The sequence below is a fragment of the Flavobacterium esculini genome (assembly GCF_048284325.1).
GTDB lineage: Bacteria > Bacteroidota > Bacteroidia > Flavobacteriales > Flavobacteriaceae > Flavobacterium.
This window is the reverse complement of the sequence record NZ_JBLVPI010000001.1, coordinates 347,287-364,707: the sequence shown is the minus strand read 5'-3', so window position 1 is coordinate 364,707 and position 17,421 is coordinate 347,287. Positions and strand designations below refer to the sequence as shown.

The 17,421-nt window shown below is 36.8% G+C and carries 14 protein-coding genes; 13 read left to right on the top strand and 1 reads right to left on the bottom strand.

Translation table 11 applies throughout. From position 1 onward, the window contains the following. Positions 1-23 precede the first annotated feature (23 nt). From ACNQGG_RS01585 to ACNQGG_RS01530, 12 genes are all read left to right on the top strand, one after another. Complete coding sequence (locus ACNQGG_RS01585; protein ID WP_417960881.1) at positions 24-431, top strand: putative quinol monooxygenase; 408 nt, start codon at positions 24-26, stop codon at positions 429-431. A gap of 725 nt (positions 432-1,156) precedes the next feature. Further along, positions 1,157-1,789: a hypothetical protein gene (locus ACNQGG_RS01580; protein ID WP_417960879.1), complete on the top strand. Its 633-nt coding sequence runs from the start codon at positions 1,157-1,159 to the stop codon at positions 1,787-1,789. A gap of 317 nt (positions 1,790-2,106) precedes the next feature. Beyond that, on the top strand, positions 2,107-4,437 hold the full coding sequence (locus ACNQGG_RS01575) for a glycoside hydrolase family 3 protein (RefSeq protein WP_417960877.1): 2,331 nt from the start codon (positions 2,107-2,109) through the stop codon (positions 4,435-4,437). 556 nt (positions 4,438-4,993) lie between these two features. Continuing rightward, complete coding sequence (locus ACNQGG_RS01570; RefSeq protein ID WP_417960875.1) at positions 4,994-5,758, top strand: SDR family NAD(P)-dependent oxidoreductase; 765 nt, start codon at positions 4,994-4,996, stop codon at positions 5,756-5,758. Between the two features lie 49 nt (positions 5,759-5,807). After that, entirely contained in the window at positions 5,808-6,662 is an 855-nt protein-coding gene (locus ACNQGG_RS01565) for a fumarylacetoacetate hydrolase family protein (RefSeq protein ID WP_417960873.1), read from the top strand. 21 nt (positions 6,663-6,683) lie between these two features. Next, the gene (locus ACNQGG_RS01560) at positions 6,684-7,697 is read left to right on the top strand and encodes a zinc-binding alcohol dehydrogenase family protein (RefSeq protein ID WP_417960871.1); all 1,014 of its coding nucleotides are present in this window, start codon (positions 6,684-6,686) and stop codon (positions 7,695-7,697) included. A gap of 19 nt (positions 7,698-7,716) precedes the next feature. Beyond that, positions 7,717-8,514: an SDR family oxidoreductase gene (locus ACNQGG_RS01555; RefSeq protein ID WP_417960869.1), complete on the top strand. Its 798-nt coding sequence runs from the start codon at positions 7,717-7,719 to the stop codon at positions 8,512-8,514. Between the two features lie 10 nt (positions 8,515-8,524). Then, positions 8,525-9,361, top strand: a complete 837-nt coding sequence (locus ACNQGG_RS01550; protein WP_416855851.1) for an amidohydrolase family protein — start codon at positions 8,525-8,527, stop codon at positions 9,359-9,361. 14 nt (positions 9,362-9,375) lie between these two features. Further along, positions 9,376-10,188, top strand: coding sequence for an SDR family oxidoreductase (locus ACNQGG_RS01545; RefSeq protein WP_416855850.1), 813 nt, complete (start codon positions 9,376-9,378; stop codon positions 10,186-10,188). Between the two features lie 166 nt (positions 10,189-10,354). Next, positions 10,355-11,545 carry a mannonate dehydratase gene (gene uxuA / locus ACNQGG_RS01540; RefSeq protein WP_417960867.1) on the top strand — a complete coding sequence of 397 codons (1,191 nt, stop codon included), beginning with the start codon at positions 10,355-10,357 and terminating at the stop codon, positions 11,543-11,545. A 175-nt stretch (positions 11,546-11,720) separates the two neighbouring features. Then, the gene (locus ACNQGG_RS01535) at positions 11,721-12,845 is read left to right on the top strand and encodes a PQQ-dependent sugar dehydrogenase (RefSeq protein WP_417960865.1); all 1,125 of its coding nucleotides are present in this window, start codon (positions 11,721-11,723) and stop codon (positions 12,843-12,845) included. 3 nt (positions 12,846-12,848) lie between these two features. Then, positions 12,849-13,298: a c-type cytochrome gene (locus ACNQGG_RS01530; RefSeq protein WP_417960863.1), complete on the top strand. Its 450-nt coding sequence runs from the start codon at positions 12,849-12,851 to the stop codon at positions 13,296-13,298. Positions 13,299-13,423: 125 nt separating this feature from the next. Here ACNQGG_RS01530 and ACNQGG_RS01525 read toward each other — a convergent pair whose 3' ends face one another. Then, complete coding sequence (locus ACNQGG_RS01525) at positions 13,424-16,066, bottom strand: MGH1-like glycoside hydrolase domain-containing protein (protein ID WP_417960861.1); 2,643 nt, start codon at positions 16,064-16,066, stop codon at positions 13,424-13,426. Between the two features lie 325 nt (positions 16,067-16,391). On the opposite strand from ACNQGG_RS01525, the gene ACNQGG_RS01520 reads away from it, so the two are divergent. Beyond that, positions 16,392-17,417: a hypothetical protein gene (locus tag ACNQGG_RS01520; RefSeq protein ID WP_417960859.1), complete on the top strand. Its 1,026-nt coding sequence runs from the start codon at positions 16,392-16,394 to the stop codon at positions 17,415-17,417. Positions 17,418-17,421 lie beyond the last annotated feature (4 nt).

The following is a 17,421-nucleotide window of genomic DNA, read 5'->3' as shown; positions in this document are numbered from 1 at the left end:
AACTAACACTACTATCAAAAAAAATGAAAAATAAAAAAGTATTATATCAAATTATAGCAATGATAATGATGACAACCCTTTTAAGCGGCAGTGCATTTGCTCAAAATAAGAATCTGGTCGTACGTATTGCAAAACTCGAAATTGATGCAGCCCAACTGGAAAGCTATAAAAGTATATTGAAAGAGGAAATGGAAACTTCGGTCCGTGTAGAACCTGGAGTCCTTTCACTATATGCGGTATCTGATAAAGCTAACCCTGCCAGCATCACCGTATTTGAGATATATGCCAATGATGACGCTTACAATACCCATATACAAACCACTCATTTTAAGAGATATAAGAACACTACAATGGGAATGGTCAAATCCCTGGAACTCCTAAACACAGACCCTATTGCCCTCGAGGCAAAGAAGAAATTACAATTGAAATAGTCTGTGTTTTGTATATCACTCCGGGAGTTGTGTTCGAAATAAACGGATTATAGGTGTCGGGTTCGCGGTCCAGATTCTCCGTCAAATCGATAAAGCCTTTTTATCCAAAATTACTGATGGGTTTACCGTCTAATACATTAATCGCACACGTTTTTGAGCCTACGCTATAGATAACTCGTTTGTTATTGCTTTCTTCATCCTACCAATATGGCGCCTCGATTTACTTTAAAAAAAGCGAAAGCTATTGGAATCTTGGGCCTTCCGAAGCGGGATTAAAAATCCAGTTTTGCAGTACCATACAAAATACCGTCAATAATAATCGGGTTACACTTATTTTGGAAATGATTATCAGCAATACGGTCTCCGGAAGTAGGTCCAAGCGACTTCTAATTGACTCACATAAATAACCGATCCACAAGGTCTTAAAGCTTCGTTTTTAAGCGATTTTCCGTAATTATCAAAGAAATTTTTGCTCAAGGAAATAAGTGGCCAAAATACCGACAATTTAAAGAAACACATACGGGTGATTTCTTTGAGAATTATTTAGACAATTGGGATTAAGACCTAGATAATTACCTACGCAATGGACTAAATTATATTCAAATGGAATCAAATTCGTTTAAAACAAATAGATTGGTGATTTTCTATTGTTTCATTGTGTGTAATTGACACATTGTTATATATTTGTAATTTATTTAGAAAAAAAATACGTCTAATTCTATTTTATGAACAAAACTTTACTTGTAATCATTACATCTCTTTTAAGCACATTTTTGCACGCTCAATACGCCAATTTTGAAGCGAGTACCGGTGGATTCTCTTTTATCCCGGCCTTTACCTCTAAAGATCCTCATTTAATAATTAACGCAGGAACAAATGAAAGCAAACGACTTTCGTTTCACTTGTTGTCTACGATACGATTAAGCAATCTAACTCCCAGAGGAGTTGTTTTTATCTCCCGATATAAATTAGTTGACAAAAAATTAAAAGTAAACATAGGCGTCCATTTACCAGCATTACAAATTAGCAAAGACTATCTCGTTGACACTTTCTTTGCCCAAGAATTAATCACGAGTTATGAGTTATCCAAAAGCGTTTCGATAGGTACTTTTTATTTACATGGTAAAGGTAGGAACAATGATTTTGAAGCTAATTTTTTAGCTTTTAATACAACTATAATCAGAGGTGATTTTAGTTTTGTATCTCAACTTTACGGTCTTGATCTGAATAATACCTACGGTATTTCTGAAACCATTACTTATAAAATAAATAAAAAATTTGACGTTAGAGGATTTGCTAATAAAACTATATCTGACGGTAAATCCAATTGGACATTAGGGGCTAGATACAACTTGTAAATCAATAGTATTACCAAAAGTAGAAAAAATGAAAAAGCGTGGCAATAATGCCAGGTTTTTGTACTTGTCAACTACTTTTTAAGGATACAAAAAAGTGTTAAATGACGCATTTATAGCATATTCGGAAACTATTTTTTAAAATATTTTTAACTCATTGCGTTGTTATGACACATTATTTTATATATTTGAAAACGTTTTCGTAAAGCTAAAATAGAAATCTGAATAATGGGCGAAGTATTACCAATTGAAAACAAAGAACACAGATCAGCCTGCGAATACAATTTAGCTGTTTACTTATCTAAAAACCAACCCAAAATATGAAAAAAAGAATAGTATTATCTGCGTTAATTTTACTTGTTGGAACGCAAACGTATGCCCAAAAGAAATGGACAGAAACTCCTAAAGGTTCATATAATATTGTTCAAAATAAAGAAGGCCAAACATTAGGATATTCACCCAAATCAGGAGTTAAAATCATACAAGCAGATGATTTAGCTTTTAAAGACTTGAATAAAAATGGCAAGTTAGATATTTATGAAGATTGGAGAAAACCGGTAGCGGAACGTGCCAAACATCTTGCCACCAAAATGACAGTAGAGCAAATGGCAGGATTAATGTTATATAGCCGACATCAATCTGTTCCGGCACAGGAAGCAGGAATGTTTACCGGAACATATAATGAAAAACCATTTTCTAAAAGTGGCGCAAAAGCTTCGGATTTATCCGATCAACAAATTGCTTTTTTAACCAACGATAATTTGCGTCATGTGCTAATGACTTCGGTTCAAAGTCCAATAGTTGCGGCACAATGGAATAACAATATACAAGCATTAGTGGAAGGAATTGGAATGGGAATTCCATCCAATAACAGTTCTGACCCAAGAAATGGAGCCAATAAAGATTCTGAATACAATGCCGGATCAGGCGGTTCCATATCACAATGGCCTGAGGAATTAGGATTGGCAGCAACATTTGACCCGGCTATTACGGAAAAATTTGGATCTATTGCGGCTAAGGAATACAGAGCCCTCGGAATTACTACAGCCTTATCTCCACAAATTGATTTAGCGACAGAACCAAGATGGAATCGTTTTGTAGGCACTTTTGGCGAAGACCCAAAATTAGCTACAGACATGGCAAGAGCCTATGTAGATGGATTTCAAACCTCATCTAAATCAATTGCTGTTTATGAGGGATGGGGAAATCAAAGTGTCAACGCAATGGTCAAACATTGGCCAAGTGGAGGTCCGGAAGAAGGAGGTCGTGATGGACATTTTGCGTATGGAAAATTTGCCGTGTATCCAGGTAATAATTTTGAAACTCATTTAAAAACCTTTTTAGAAGGCGCTTTTAAATTGAACGGAAAAACTAAAAAAGCATCGGCGGTTATGCCGTATTATACGATTTCGTATGGTCAGGATAAAAAATACGGTGAGAATGTTGGAAACGGATTTAGTAAATACATCATCACTGATTTATTGAGAAATAAATACGGTTATGACGGAGTGGTCTGTACAGATTGGTTGATTACCGCCAATGAAGGACCAACACCTGATGTCTTTGCAGGTAAATCATGGGGTGTTGAAAAATTAAGTGTTGCAGAAAGACATTACAAAGTTATGATGGCAGGTGTGGATCAATTTGGCGGAAATAATGACATTAAGCCGGTACTTGAAGCGTACCAAATGGGTATAAAAGAACACGGAGAAACGTTTATGCGCAAGCGTTTTGAGCAATCAGCGGTTCGTTTACTTTTGAACATTTTTAGAGTGGGATTATTCGAAAATGCTTATTTAGATGCTAATGAGACCAAAGCAATTGTAGGTCAACCTGAATTCATGAAAACCGGTTATGACACTCAATTGAAATCTATTGTGATGATTAAAAATCGAAATAAGACCTTGCCAATCGCGAAAGGAAAGACCGTATATATCCCGAAAAGAGTTACTCCTGCAGGAATCAACTTTTTTGGTCAACCCTCTCCTGAAAAAATTGAATATCCTATTAATTTAGAATTGATTAAAAAATATTATACCGTAACGGATGATCCTGCTAAAGCTGATTTTGCCATCGTATTTATCAAAAGTCCCATCAGCGGCGGATACAGCAGAGCCGATAGAGAAGCCGGTGGAAATGGATATGTGCCAATCAGTTTACAATTAAAAGAGTATAAGGCTGTAGATGCCAGAGCGCAAAGTATTGCTGCCGGAGATCCTGTGATTGATCCAACGATTACAAACCGTTCGTATTTGAATAAAACGTCTAAATCAAATTCGTACCCGGATTTAAATACGATTCTGGAAACTAAAAAAGCGATGAATGGGAAGCCGGTATTGGTATCTGTAAATATTTCCAATCCAATGGTTTTTGGTGAATTTGAAAAAGACGTTGATGCAATTGTTGGAGAATTTGGTGTACAAGTAGAAGCTTTAATGGATATTGTTTCTGGAAAAACAGAACCTTCTGGATTGTTGCCTTTACAAATGCCTTTGAACATGTCAACCGTTGAAAAACAAATGGAAGATGTTCCTCATGACATGACTCCTTATATAGATACTAACGGGAATGTGTATGATTTTGGTTTCGGATTAAACTGGAAAGGGGTAATCAAAGATGCCAGAACCGAAAAATACAGCGTTAAGAAATAATAAAATACACTAAATTGCATTTGAACCACCTATAACAATCCATAGGTGGTTTTTTTATGACCAGTCTGCAAATTTTTAAGTAAGCTATTCTTTTTCAAAAACTTTTTTCAAAAGACTAATTAGAATTCAGCATATTGATTTTAATCAGAAATAAGCGAAAAAAACAATCGTTTTGACAAGATGCTCTTTTATTTTTTCATTTTTGTTAAAAAACAAAGATAATTAACAATTAAACAAGAATAATTTTGAACTAAAAAAGGTAATTTAATCACTATATCTTTATATCTTTCGCCTTCTAAATTATTAATTAATTTTATTAAAATATTTTTATCATTAATCATGCAATCGATTACGCAAATAAAAGTGTTTTTGACAAATATGAAATTACTTGCTGCTCTTTATTTTTAATTACCTGTATATTCTTTTTCTGGATTTTGTAGGAAAGTTGCAGATAATGTTTCCAAAAGCAGCGCAGTTAAATCAAGACGATTTTGTTCCATAGCAGTGTGGAATATCGCTATAAGAAGTTTAAAATTTTAAATCTAAGAAAAAAAGTATGTTTTCATTACAAAATAAAAAAGCGGTGGTTACCGGTGGAGGAAGCGGAATAGGAAAGGCAATTTCAGCCTTATTCGCAAAGCAAGGAGCTGAGGTTCATATCATTGAATTGACCGATGAAAGTGCTCAAGCAGCCGTTGCCGAAATACGTGCAACAGGTGGGAAAGTGTTTTCTCACGCTTGTAATGTGGCCAATCAACAAGAAGTCTTGGCAACATTTGAAAAAATTGGCAACATTAACATTCTTGTCAACAATGCAGGAATAGCACATGTAGGTAACGTGGAAACCACGCCAGAAGCCGACTTTGATAGAATTATGAGTGTGAATGTGAAAGGGGTTTACAATTGTTTGCATGCAGCAATCCCACAACTGCGACAATCAGATGGCGGAGTTATTGTGAACATGGCTTCCATTGCGGCTTGGGTAGGTATTCCGGATCGATTTGCTTATTCCACGGCGAAAGGGGCTGTAATGGCCATGACTTTATCCGTTGCCAAAGATTATATGGCCGAAAATATCCGCTGTAATTCCATTTCTCCTGCCAGGGTACATACCCCGTTTGTGGATGGATTCATTTCTAAAAATTATCCGGGTAAGGAAGCCGAAATGTTTGATAAGTTGTCTAAATCACAACCTATTGGTCGCATGGGGAAACCAGATGAAGTAGCGGCTTTAGCGTTATTCTTGTGCAGTGATGAAGCTGGTTTTATTACCGGTTGTGACTATCCTATTGATGGAGGATTTATTAAATTAAATAACTAAGGTCACCTTATTTATATTATAAAAACAATTATACTAAAAAATAGATAAAATGAAATTAATACGTTTTGGAGAAGCCGGTAAAGAAAAACCAGGTGTTTTAATCGGAGAAAAAAGATTTGATGTATCGGCAATTGTTGCGGATTATAATGAAGCCTTTTTTGAAGAAAATGGACTAGAAAAATTAGAAGCAGCTTTAAAAGACAATCCTGTTTTGCCTGAAGTTAATGCTTCTGTACGTTTGGGTTCACCGGTGGCAAGACCCTCTAAAATAATATGCATTGGTTTAAACTATGTGGATCACTGTAAAGAAACTGGTGCACCAATACCGGAAGAACCGATTATCTTCTTTAAATCGACTACTGCTTTGTGTGGACCAAATGACGATTTAATAATTCCAAAGAACAGTGATAAAACCGACTGGGAAATTGAATTAGTGTTTATTGTAGGCAAAAAAGCCAGTTATGTAGAGGAAGCAGATGCTATGGATTATGTGGCAGGTTATTGTTTGCATAACGATTACAGCGAAAGAGCTTTTCAATTGGAACGTGGCGGACAATGGGCCAAAGGAAAAGGATGCGATACATTCGCTCCACTTGGACCCTTCATGGCGACAAAAGATGAAATTGCAGACGTAGATAATTTGTCGATGTGGTTGACAGTAAACGGAAAAACATTCCAAAATAGTAATACCTCGAATTTAGTTTTCAAAATCCCTTTCTTAGTTCATTACCTGAGTCAGTTTATGACATTGCTTCCGGGTGATGTTATTAGTACTGGGACGCCTCCTGGTGTTGGTTTAGGAATCAAACCAGAACCTATTTATCTTAAAGCCGGAGATGTGGTTGAATTAGGAATGGAAGGTTTAGGAACAAGCAAACAAGTGGCGGTGGCGTACAGCAAATAATCATAAAGAAAAATTTAAGAGATGAAATACATTGTATGCGAAAAACCCCATCAGTTTGAATTAAAAGAAAAAGCCATGCCAGTACGCAAGGATGGTGAAGTATTATTAAAGATTAGAAAAATAGGCGTTTGTGGTACAGATATCCATGCTTTTGGTGGGACACAACCCTATTTTGAATATCCGCGTATTTTAGGTCATGAGCTCGCTGCTGAATACATTGAAGGCGAAGCTAAAGGTTACAAGCCTGGCGATAAGGTAACTTTTATACCTTACTTTCATTGTGGCGAATGTGTGGCTTGTAAAAATAGACTTACGAATTGCTGTGCAAAGATTAAAGTTTTTGGAGTTCATATTGATGGAGGAATGGCAGAATACATTACCGTTCCTGAACAGTATTTATTGCAAGGCGACGGATTGGATTACGACCAACTGGCACTGGTTGAGCCGCTAGCCATAGCTGCACATGGTGTAAGAAGAGCTGCCGTAAATGCAAAGGACACGGTGCTTGTTATGGGAGCCGGTCCTATTGGAATTGGCCTGATACAATTTGCCAAAATAGCTGGCGCAAAAGTAATCGCCATGGATATCAACGAATACAGGCTGCGTTTTTGTAAAGAAGAACTCCATGCTGATGCCACGATAAATCCTGCAAATGAAGATGTAACGGCAAGACTTATGGAAATCACAAACGGTGATATGCCTACAGTTGTTATAGATGCAACCGGTAACCGTAATGTGATGAACAGCGCTTTTAATTACATCGCCCATGGTGGACGATTTGTTTTAGTGGGGCTGCAAAAAGGGGAACTCAACTTCAGCCATCCTGATTTTCACAAACGGGAATCCACTTTAATGAGCAGTAGAAATGCAACAAAAGAGGACTTTCTCTACGTGATCGAATGCCTGAAAAACGGTAAAATAGACCCCAAGAAATACATTACCCACAGGGCTCCTTTCACAGAAATGATAACTGAATTTGAAAAGTGGATTGATCCAAAAAACAACGTTATCAAAGCGTTGATTGAACTGGATTAAACTTAAAAACTAAAATAGTATGGATTTAGGATTAAAAGGTAAAATTATAGTCGTTTCAGGATCGGCAGGAAAAGAAGGAAGCATTGGTGAGACCATCATAAAAAGACTGGCTGACGAAGGTGCAATACCTGTACTTGTAGACCGTAACGACAGGGGTTTTGGATATGCAGAAGCGCTTCAAAAAAGAGGTTTGGATTCCTTATTTGTGCAAACGGACGTAACTAATCCGGAGCAAATGGAAACTGCTGTACAAAAAATTGTTGCAAAATACGGACGAATAGATGCCGTTATCAATAATGTTGGAGTAAACGATGGCGCAGGATTAGACGCCAGTTATGAGGAGTTCATGGACTCGTTAAAACTGAATCTGGTAAGCTATTTTTTATTGACTAAATATGCGCTTCCTTATCTAAAGGAATCAAAAGGTAATATTCTTAATATTGGTTCTAAAGTTGCCTTAACAGGACAGGGAGGCACTTCCGGATACGCTGCCGCAAAAGGGGGAGTATTAGGTCTTACCAGAGAATGGGCCGTTGATTTAATTCAATACGATATCCGTTCCAATGCGATTATCATTGCAGAAAGCTTTACTCCTGCTTATGATGATTGGTTAAAAACATTACCGGATGGCGAAATGGTCTTGGCAAAAATAAATAAAAGCATCCCATTTGAGGCAAGGATGACAAGCCCTGAAGAAATCGCAGACACTGCGTTGTTTATTGTTTCTGATCGTTCTTCGCACACTACCGGACAATTCGTTTTTGTAGACGGAGGATATGTACATTTGGATCGATCATTAATTAATGATGTAAATTAGAAAAAGCTTTATGCATAAACGTATTGACGCCCATCAGCATTTTTGGAAGTTTGATCCTATTCGGGATAGCTGGATTGATGCATCGATGCAGAAAATTCAAAAAGATTTTTTACCAGAAAATCTTCTGCCGTTACTGAACGAAAATAAATTTTCCGGTTGTGTTGCGGTACAGGCTAGCCAATCGGAAGGTGAAACTAATTTTCTGCTTGACTTAGCGGCAAAAAATGATTTCATCAAAGGTATTGTGGGATGGGTAGACTTATTAGATGAAAATATCGCCGAGCGACTGGCTGCTTTTTCGACTCAAAAAAAGCTGAAAGGCTTTAGACACGTTGTACAAGGAGAATCTGATGATTTTATGCTGCGCAATGATTTTCGTAACGGTATAAGCCAATTGAAACCGTTTGATTACACCTATGACATTCTCGTTTTTCATCGGCAGTTGCCCGCAGCAATAAATCTGGTCAATCATTTTCCGGAGCAAGCTTTTGTATTGGACCATATTGCAAAGCCTGACATAAAATCAAAGTCGATTCAATCCTGGAAAAAGAACATCAAGGAATTAGCAAAAGCAGAAAATGTGATGTGTAAAATTTCGGGGATGGTTACGGAGGCGAACTGGTATTCCTGGACAGCAGACGATTTAAAACCGTATCTCGATGTGATTTTTGATAATTTTTCGAAAGAAAACCTAATGTTTGGTTCTGATTGGCCCGTTTGCAATCTTGCCGCAAATTATAATCAGGTTGTAAAAACGCTGGAAGAATATATTTCGCAATTACCAACTCAAGAGCAAGATCTGATTTGGTATGGCAATGCCAACACTTTTTATAAACTTGATCAATAAAAATAATAAATAACATGGATAATTTATTCAATTTAAAAGGAAAAGTAGCTTTAATCACTGGAGGATCTGGGGTTTTAGGAGGTCAAATGGGGGAAGTTTTGGCGAAAGCCGGAGCAATAGTAGGGATAATGGGATCAACCCTAGCCAAAGCCGACATAGTAGTTAATAAAATAAAGGAAAATGGTGGAGAAGCTTTTGCTGTAGCTGCCAATGTACTGGATAAACCATCACTTGAAAAAGTAAAAGATTTAATACTGGAAAAATACGGACGCCTTGATATTTTAATCAATGCTGCCGGAGGAAATGTCCCAGGTGCAACTATTGCCCCGGATAATACTATTTTTAATATGCAAACTGTAGATTTAGAAAAGGTATTGGACTTAAATATTATTGGTACTATAGTGCCAACACAAGTTTTTTCAGAAATTTTTGCGAACCAGAAACAAGGGGTAATCATTAATATTTCTTCTGCAACAGCCCAACGTCCATTGACACGCGTAGTGGGTTATTCTGCGGCAAAAGCGGCAATCGATAATTTTACCAAATGGATGGCTGTTGAAATGGCTACTAAATTTGGGGAAGGAATACGAGTAAATGCGATAGCGCCAGGATTTTTTATTGGAGAGCAAAATAGAGCTTTATTATTGGAACCTGACGGAGGTTTGACAGCCAGAGGAAAAAAAATTATCGAGCAGACGCCAATGCGAAGATTTGGTAATCCGGAAGATTTGGGTGGAACTCTAATTTGGTTGTGTAGCGATGCTTCAAAATTCATTACCGGAATCATTGTAAATGTTGACGGTGGATTTGGAGTTACAAGTATCTAAAGTAATAGGACTGTCCTTAATTCATCCCAAGTCTTTTTTTGCCACAAATTTATAAGCATTATGAAAGGAATCTGTGAAAATCTTTTTAATCTGTGGCTAATTTTATCACTTTGGTACTAGTCACGGACAGTCATAAAAAGTAAAATATAAATAAAAAATACTGAAAATGGAACAAACATGGAGATGGTTCGGACCTAATGATTCCGTTAAATTAGCTGATATAGCACAAGCGGGAGCTACGGGGATTGTGACTGCATTACATCATATTCCTAATGGGGAAGTATGGGAAATAGCCGAAATTTTAAAAAGAAAAGATACAATTACTTTTAAAAATTCTGAGGTTGACAATACATTAACAGGGCTTACCTGGTCTGTTGTGGAAAGTATTCCTGTACATGAAGACATTAAAAAACAAACAGGGAATTACCTTCAATATATTGAAAACTACAAGCAAAGTATCAAAAACCTTGCTGCTTGCGGAATACATACAGTATGTTATAATTTCATGCCCGTATTGGATTGGTCCAGAACTGATTTAGCATATGAAATGCCTGATGGGTCAAAAGCATTGCGATTTGACATTAATCAATTTACGGCTTTTGATTTATTCATTCTTAAAAGACCCGAAGCAGAGAACGATTATTCCGCGGAAAGAATTGCTGCTGCAACTGCTTGTTTTGAAGCATTAAGCGACGCTGACAAAGTGAAACTACAGCAAAATATTCTTGCAGGTTTACCCGGTGCCGAAGAAGCGTATAGTGTTCAAGAATTTCTGAAGGTTTTAGAGGCTTATAAAAACATTGACGCAGCTACACTAAAAGCAAATCTTTATTATTTCCTGAAAGAAATCATCCCGGTTGCTGAAAGTGTTCAGGTAAAAATGGCCATTCATCCGGATGACCCTCCATTTCCAATCCTTGGTTTGCCTCGAGTTGTAAGTACCGAAGCCGATTTGATAGCAATGCTAGCCGTTCTCGATTCTCCTTCAAACGGTTTTACGATGTGTACCGGTTCTTATGGAGTAAGACCGGATAATGATCTTGCCGGTATGATTGATCGTCATGGTGCTAAAATGAATTTTATTCATTTGAGAAGTACTCAAAGAGAAAGTGACGGAAGTTTTTATGAAGCCAATCATTTAGAAGGCAATGTGGATATGTTTGCTGTTGTAAAAGCAATACTCAACAAAGAAAAAGAGACAAAAAATATAATCCCAATGCGTCCTGATCACGGACATCAAATGTTGGATGATTTAAATAAAAAAACAAATCCCGGATATTCTGCAATAGGTCGTTTGCGGGGTCTTGCTGAATTACGAGGATTAGAAATGGGAATCAAAAAAAGTTTATTTAATTAATCTTTTTTTATCTGATCCTTTCGGAGATTACCATCAAACGAACTGAAATAAAACATTTACAGCTATCTATGCAATCCTTTTTTATCAAAGTTTAAAAAAAGGATTGCCTTTTTAAATCTTGTTTTTAGTATCTTTAAAAAAGTTTTCTATTGAAACAGGACTTAAAAATAAATTCATGAAAAAAATAACACTGGTTACACTTTCGATTCTTTCTTCCATTTTTTTCAGTTGTGAAGCTCAAGTAAAACCAAACGATACTCCCATTCAAGAGGAAATAAAAAATTATACTCTTGAAATTGTTGCTTCAGATATTGCGATACCATGGGGAATGACATGGTTGCCTGATGGAACGATGCTGGTTACAGAAAAAAGCGGTATTCTTTACCAAATCAAAAACGGCACAAAAACCGAAATAAGAAATGTTCCCAAAGTATATTCTCGTGGACAAGGTGGGTTATTAGACATCGTTTTACACCCCAACTATGCTAAAAATGGTTGGTTGTATATGACCTATGCCTCCAGTGAAGGTGAGGGTGAAGGCGGTAATACCAAACTCATTCGAGCAAAATTACTGGACGGAAGTCTAACCCAAATAGAATCACTTTATAAAGCTACTCCCAATACCACAAAAGGGCAACATTTTGGCTCCAGAATTGCATTTGATACCGACGGTTATTTGTACTTCTCAGTGGGAGAGCGCGGCAACCATTTTGTAAATCCACAAGATATCAAACGCGATGGTGGAAAAATATACCGATTAAATGATGATGGAACCATCCCTAAAAACAATCCTTTTGTAGGACAGGCAGAAGCGAAGGAAGCCATTTATTCCTATGGTCACAGGAATCCACAAGGAATGGCAAAAAACCCGATAACAGGAGCCATTTGGGTGCACGAGCATGGCCCCCAAGGCGGAGATGAAATCAATATCATAAAAAAAGGAGCCAATTACGGCTGGCCGGTAGTTACTTATGGCATCGATTATGATGGAACTACTATTAGCACAGAAAAGGAAAAACCGGGAATAGAAAAACCAATTTACTATTGGTTGCCTTCCATCGCACCGAGTGGAATGGCATTTGTAACCAGCGACCGTTATCCTAATTGGAAAGGGCATTTACTTGTTGGGTCTTTAAAATTTCAATATCTTGAATTGGTAAAACTGAAAGGAGACGAAGTAATTGGACGACAAAAAATTGCCACAGACATCGGGCGGGTGCGCAATGTGGCACAAGGTCCGGATGGTTATATTTACATCGCTGTTGAAGGAAAAGGAATACTCAAAATTATACCTAATTAATCTATGTTGACAAGTAAACTATTTTTTGGCTTTAGCCTGCTTTTATTGGGCTATTTTTATGTTGAAAATCCCATTTCACGAAATCATTATTTTATTGCCACCGATACAAATAAAGACAAAACGGTTGTACAAAGCCAAGCAGCAGGAAAAGAAATCTATACTGATTTTTGTATCCAATGTCATGGTGCGAATGGCAAAGGTGACGCTAAAAATTTCCCACCCTTAGATGGATCTGACTGGCTCACAAAAAAAAGAGCTCAAAGCATCCATGCCATTAAATTTGGACAAAGTGGCGAAATTGTTGTTAATAAAAAGAAGTTCAATAGCACGATGCCTGCCATGGGACTCTCCAATCAAGAAGTGGCGGATGTGATGAATTATATAATGAAATCCTGGAGCAACAAACAAAGTAAAATAGTTACCGAAAAAGAAGTGGCAACAATTAAGCAGTAAAAATCAAATCAGCATTTGGCTAAGCCTAATAAAAAATTGGGGTTTTGATTCCAAATTTCAAGACGCTAACAGAAATATTTTAAAAAGACGATCCTTGGGGAATCGTCTTTTAATTTTATATCAGCTTATTTAACATATAACTGTCGGATAATTTCTGAGATTAGTCCAGTCCAACCGGTTTGATGATTGGCTCCTAAACCTTTACCGGTATCCCCGTCAAAATATTCAAAAAACAAGTGGTTTTTGTTAAAAATTGGGTCATTTTGAAATTTTTCATATTCCCCATACATTGGAATTTTTTTGTTTTCACCCGGAATAAAAAGAGATAATAATCGCTTAGAAACTCCTTCGGCAGCTTGTTTTATACTCATCATCTGTCCTGAGTTTGTAGGGAATTCCACTTCATAGTCGTTTCCATAATAACTCGAGAATTTTTCTAAAGAGTCTAAAATCAAATAATTCATTGGAAACCAAATAGGACCTCTCCAATTTGAATTTCCGCCAAACATATCTCCCGTAGCCTCGGCTGGCGTATAATCGACTTGAACCGTTCCCCCTTCATACGTAAATTTATAAGGATGTTCTTTATGGTATTTGGATAACGAACGAATACCGAAATCGGATAAAAATTCCGTTTCATCAAACATTCGTTTCATAATCATTTTCATTCGATGACCGCGAAGGATAGAAAGCAAACGCGTTTCCCCTTTTCCTGGATGATACCAACTCGAGATTAAACTTGCTAAATCAGGACGATTATTCAATACCCATTCGACACGACGTTTAAAATCCGGTAATTTTTCTAACAATTCAGCGTTTAAAACTTCGACGGCAAATAAAGGGATTAGCCCTACCATGGAACGTACTTTTAAAAGTTCGGCATCACCATTTTCTTTGTGAAGCATGTCATAGTAAAACTGGTCATCTTCATCCCAAAGATTTAATTTATCTCCACCAATAGCCTGCATAGCACCTGCAATATGCAAAAAGTGCTCGAAGAATTTAGAAGCCATATCCTGATAAACAGGGTTTTCAAGAGAGATTTCACAAGCAATTCGCAACATATTTAAGCTGTACATCGCCATCCAACCAGTTCCGTCGGCTTGCTCTAAATGACCACCGGTTGGCAAGGCTGCTGAACGATCAAAAACTCCAATATTATCCATGCCAAGGAATCCACCTCCAAAAATATTATTTCCCCCTTCATCTTTCAAATTCACCCACCAAGTGAAATTTAAGGACAATTTATGGAAAATGCGTTCCAAGAAAACTATATCTCCTTTTCCGCCATTCATTTCCTTGTCAATTTCATACACCTTCCAGGTTGCCCAAGCATGTACCGGCGGATTTACATCTGAGAATGACCATTCATAGGCAGGAATTTGACCATTTGGATGCATGTAATATTCCCTCAAGATAACAGACAATTGTCTTTTTGCAAAATCAGGATCCAGTCGCGCTAAAGGCAACGTATGAAATGCTAAATCCCATGCGGCAAACCAAGGATATTCCCATTTGTCCGGCATTGAAAGAATATTGGAAGTGTACAAGTGTTTCCAAGAACTATTTCGTCCATTCTTCCTATTCACATCCGGTTTTGGCATGGATGGATCTCCTTTTATCCATTCAAACACATTATAATAATACCATTGTTTTGTCCAAAGCATCCCTGCATACGCTTGACGTTGCACCGATCTTAATTTTTCCTCTTCAATTCCTTTTTGAAGGGCGGCATAAAATTCATCGGCTTCATCAAGTCGTTTTTGAAAAATAGTGTCAAAATCTGCAAAAGCATCACTCGGAGTCTGATTCGTAAATCGCAAGCGATAGACCTTTTTCCCATTGGCAGGAATTACATCGTCAAATTTCACCGAAGCTTTAGTACCAATGTGATTTGGATTTACGGCGTCTTTACGTTTATTGACTATGTAGTCATTTATACCATCTTTAGTGTAATGTGTAGGATTAGGCGAGTTATAAAGCCTCTCAAAATTTGTTTCATTCTCACAAAATAAAATTTCTTTTGCATTTTCAGCATATAATTTAAAATGTCCTACTAAGCGATGATTTACTTCAATAATAGAATTGCCTATACCCGTCAATATTGGTTTATGGCTATATTTTTCATACCCCCAACACCAGGTATTCCTAAACCAAAGAGTTGGTAAAACCGTCATGGGAGCAGCAACATTTGATCTATTTTCCACCGTAACTTTAATTAAAATATCTTGTTCATCGGCTTTTGCATATTCAATTGAAATATCAAAATAGGCGTCTTTATCGAAAATTCCTGTGTCCAGTAATTCATATTCTGGTTCAAGACGCGTTCGTTTTTTACTTTCGTGAACCAGTTTTTCATAGGGAAAAGTACCCTGCGGATATTTGTAAAGCATTTTTTGGTACGAATGGGTGGGCGTAGAATCTTGATAGAAATATAATTCTTTAACGTCTTCGCCATGGTTTGATTCATTTCCTGTCAAACCAAAAAACCGTTCTTTTAAAATATGGTCGTTGTGATTCCAAAAAGCGAAGGCAAAACAAATGTGCTGCTTATTATCCGAAATTCCACCAATACCTTCTTCACCCCATCGGTATGCTTTGGAACGTGCCATGTCGTGGGTAATGTTATTCCAGGCATCTCCATTTTGTGAATAATCTTCCCTAACTGTACCCCATTGTCTTTCGGTTAAATAGGGCCCCCACTTTTTCCAGCCTTTATTATCTTGTCTTAATTTTAACCTCGCTCGTTCTGCATCTATTTCTGACATACCACTATAATTAATTGTAATTCGCAATTTATATAAATACGGTTTAAAAACAACTAATTATTCTGTAAAAATCCCATGATGTAACTATTAATAAATTATTTTTAATCATTTTAATTTAATTTATGTTTGGACACTCGCATAAAAAAGAATTTTACTCGTTTAACCTAAATAAATATTCTTTTCAATTCAGTTCTATTAAAATTAGGTGAATTTTCAATTTGAATCCGTAAATTATGTAAAAAATACATCCTTTTGACATTATTATAAATGACTAGCCACTCACAAAATACTTTATATTTGCATTGAAAACTAAACACGTTTATTTATGAAAAAGCCAGCTCTCGCATTACTTATACTTCCTTTTTTATTTTTTGTTTCCAGTTGCAATCGAGGAAAAGCAGCTGATGCTATAAACGGAGAAGAAAAAACCGTAACAAAACAGCTTGATACGATAGTCAAAAAGACAGCTCTTACTATTGATACTGTTGACTACAATAAAAGAATGGTAGCAATGAGCAACAATGACACTACTGGTAGATGGCCCGTAAAAGCACCTTACCCTTTACCAGGAGCGCTATTACCATACAACCGTATTATTGCTTATTACGGAAATTTATATTCCACAAGAATGGGGATTTTAGGTGAGCTACCAAGAAATCAAATGATTAAAAAATTACAAGGAGAAATAGCTAAATGGCAGGCCGCAGATCCAACAGTAAAAACAATCCCTGCATTGCATTATATCGCAGTCACTGCCCAAGGCGCACCTGGCAAAGATAACAAACACAGAATGCGAATGCCATTTAAACAAATTGACACTATCTTGAGTTGGGCTAAGCCAATTAACGCCTTAGTGTTTCTGGATATTCAAGTGGGACACAGTACGGTTAAAGCCGAAGTAGCCGAACTGGAGAAATATCTTGCGTTACCAAATGTACATTTAGGAATTGATCCCGAATTTTCGATGAAAAACGGAGAACGTCCAGGTTCTAAAATTGGACATTTTACTGCCGCTGATATTAATGACGCCATTGACATTTTGGCAAACCTCGTGCGTAAAAACAAACTGACTCCAAAAGTATTGGTTGTACACCGTTTCACCCAAGGAATGGTAAAGAAATATAAAGAAATCAAAACCGTCCCCGAAGTTCAAATTGTAATGGATATGGATGGTTTTGGAGACAAAGTCTTGAAAAAAGATAGCTACAGGAGTTATATTTACAGAGAACCCGTTCAATTCACCGGTTTCAAATTATTTTACAAAAATGATATTCGGAAAAATTGGGTAATGTACACTCCAGCAGAGTTGATGAAATTCACCCCTAAACCTATCTACATTCAATACCAATAATTTT

Coding starts and splice junctions, on each gene's coding strand:
- ACNQGG_RS01565 (WP_417960873.1), top strand. CDS start 5,808: ATGAAATTAATACGTTTTGGAGAAGCCGGTAAAGAAAAACCAGGTGTT.
- ACNQGG_RS01550 (WP_416855851.1), top strand. CDS start 8,525: ATGCATAAACGTATTGACGCCCATCAGCATTTTTGGAAGTTTGATCCT.
- ACNQGG_RS01525 (WP_417960861.1), bottom strand. CDS start 16,066: ATGTCAGAAATAGATGCAGAACGAGCGAGGTTAAAATTAAGACAAGAT.
- ACNQGG_RS01520 (WP_417960859.1), top strand. CDS start 16,392: ATGAAAAAGCCAGCTCTCGCATTACTTATACTTCCTTTTTTATTTTTT.
- ACNQGG_RS01555 (WP_417960869.1), top strand. CDS start 7,717: ATGGATTTAGGATTAAAAGGTAAAATTATAGTCGTTTCAGGATCGGCA.
- ACNQGG_RS01535 (WP_417960865.1), top strand. CDS start 11,721: ATGAAAAAAATAACACTGGTTACACTTTCGATTCTTTCTTCCATTTTT.
- uxuA (WP_417960867.1), top strand. CDS start 10,355: ATGGAACAAACATGGAGATGGTTCGGACCTAATGATTCCGTTAAATTA.
- ACNQGG_RS01570 (WP_417960875.1), top strand. CDS start 4,994: ATGTTTTCATTACAAAATAAAAAAGCGGTGGTTACCGGTGGAGGAAGC.
- ACNQGG_RS01580 (WP_417960879.1), top strand. CDS start 1,157: ATGAACAAAACTTTACTTGTAATCATTACATCTCTTTTAAGCACATTT.
- ACNQGG_RS01530 (WP_417960863.1), top strand. CDS start 12,849: ATGTTGACAAGTAAACTATTTTTTGGCTTTAGCCTGCTTTTATTGGGC.
- ACNQGG_RS01560 (WP_417960871.1), top strand. CDS start 6,684: ATGAAATACATTGTATGCGAAAAACCCCATCAGTTTGAATTAAAAGAA.
- ACNQGG_RS01585 (WP_417960881.1), top strand. CDS start 24: ATGAAAAATAAAAAAGTATTATATCAAATTATAGCAATGATAATGATG.
- ACNQGG_RS01545 (WP_416855850.1), top strand. CDS start 9,376: ATGGATAATTTATTCAATTTAAAAGGAAAAGTAGCTTTAATCACTGGA.
- ACNQGG_RS01575 (WP_417960877.1), top strand. CDS start 2,107: ATGAAAAAAAGAATAGTATTATCTGCGTTAATTTTACTTGTTGGAACG.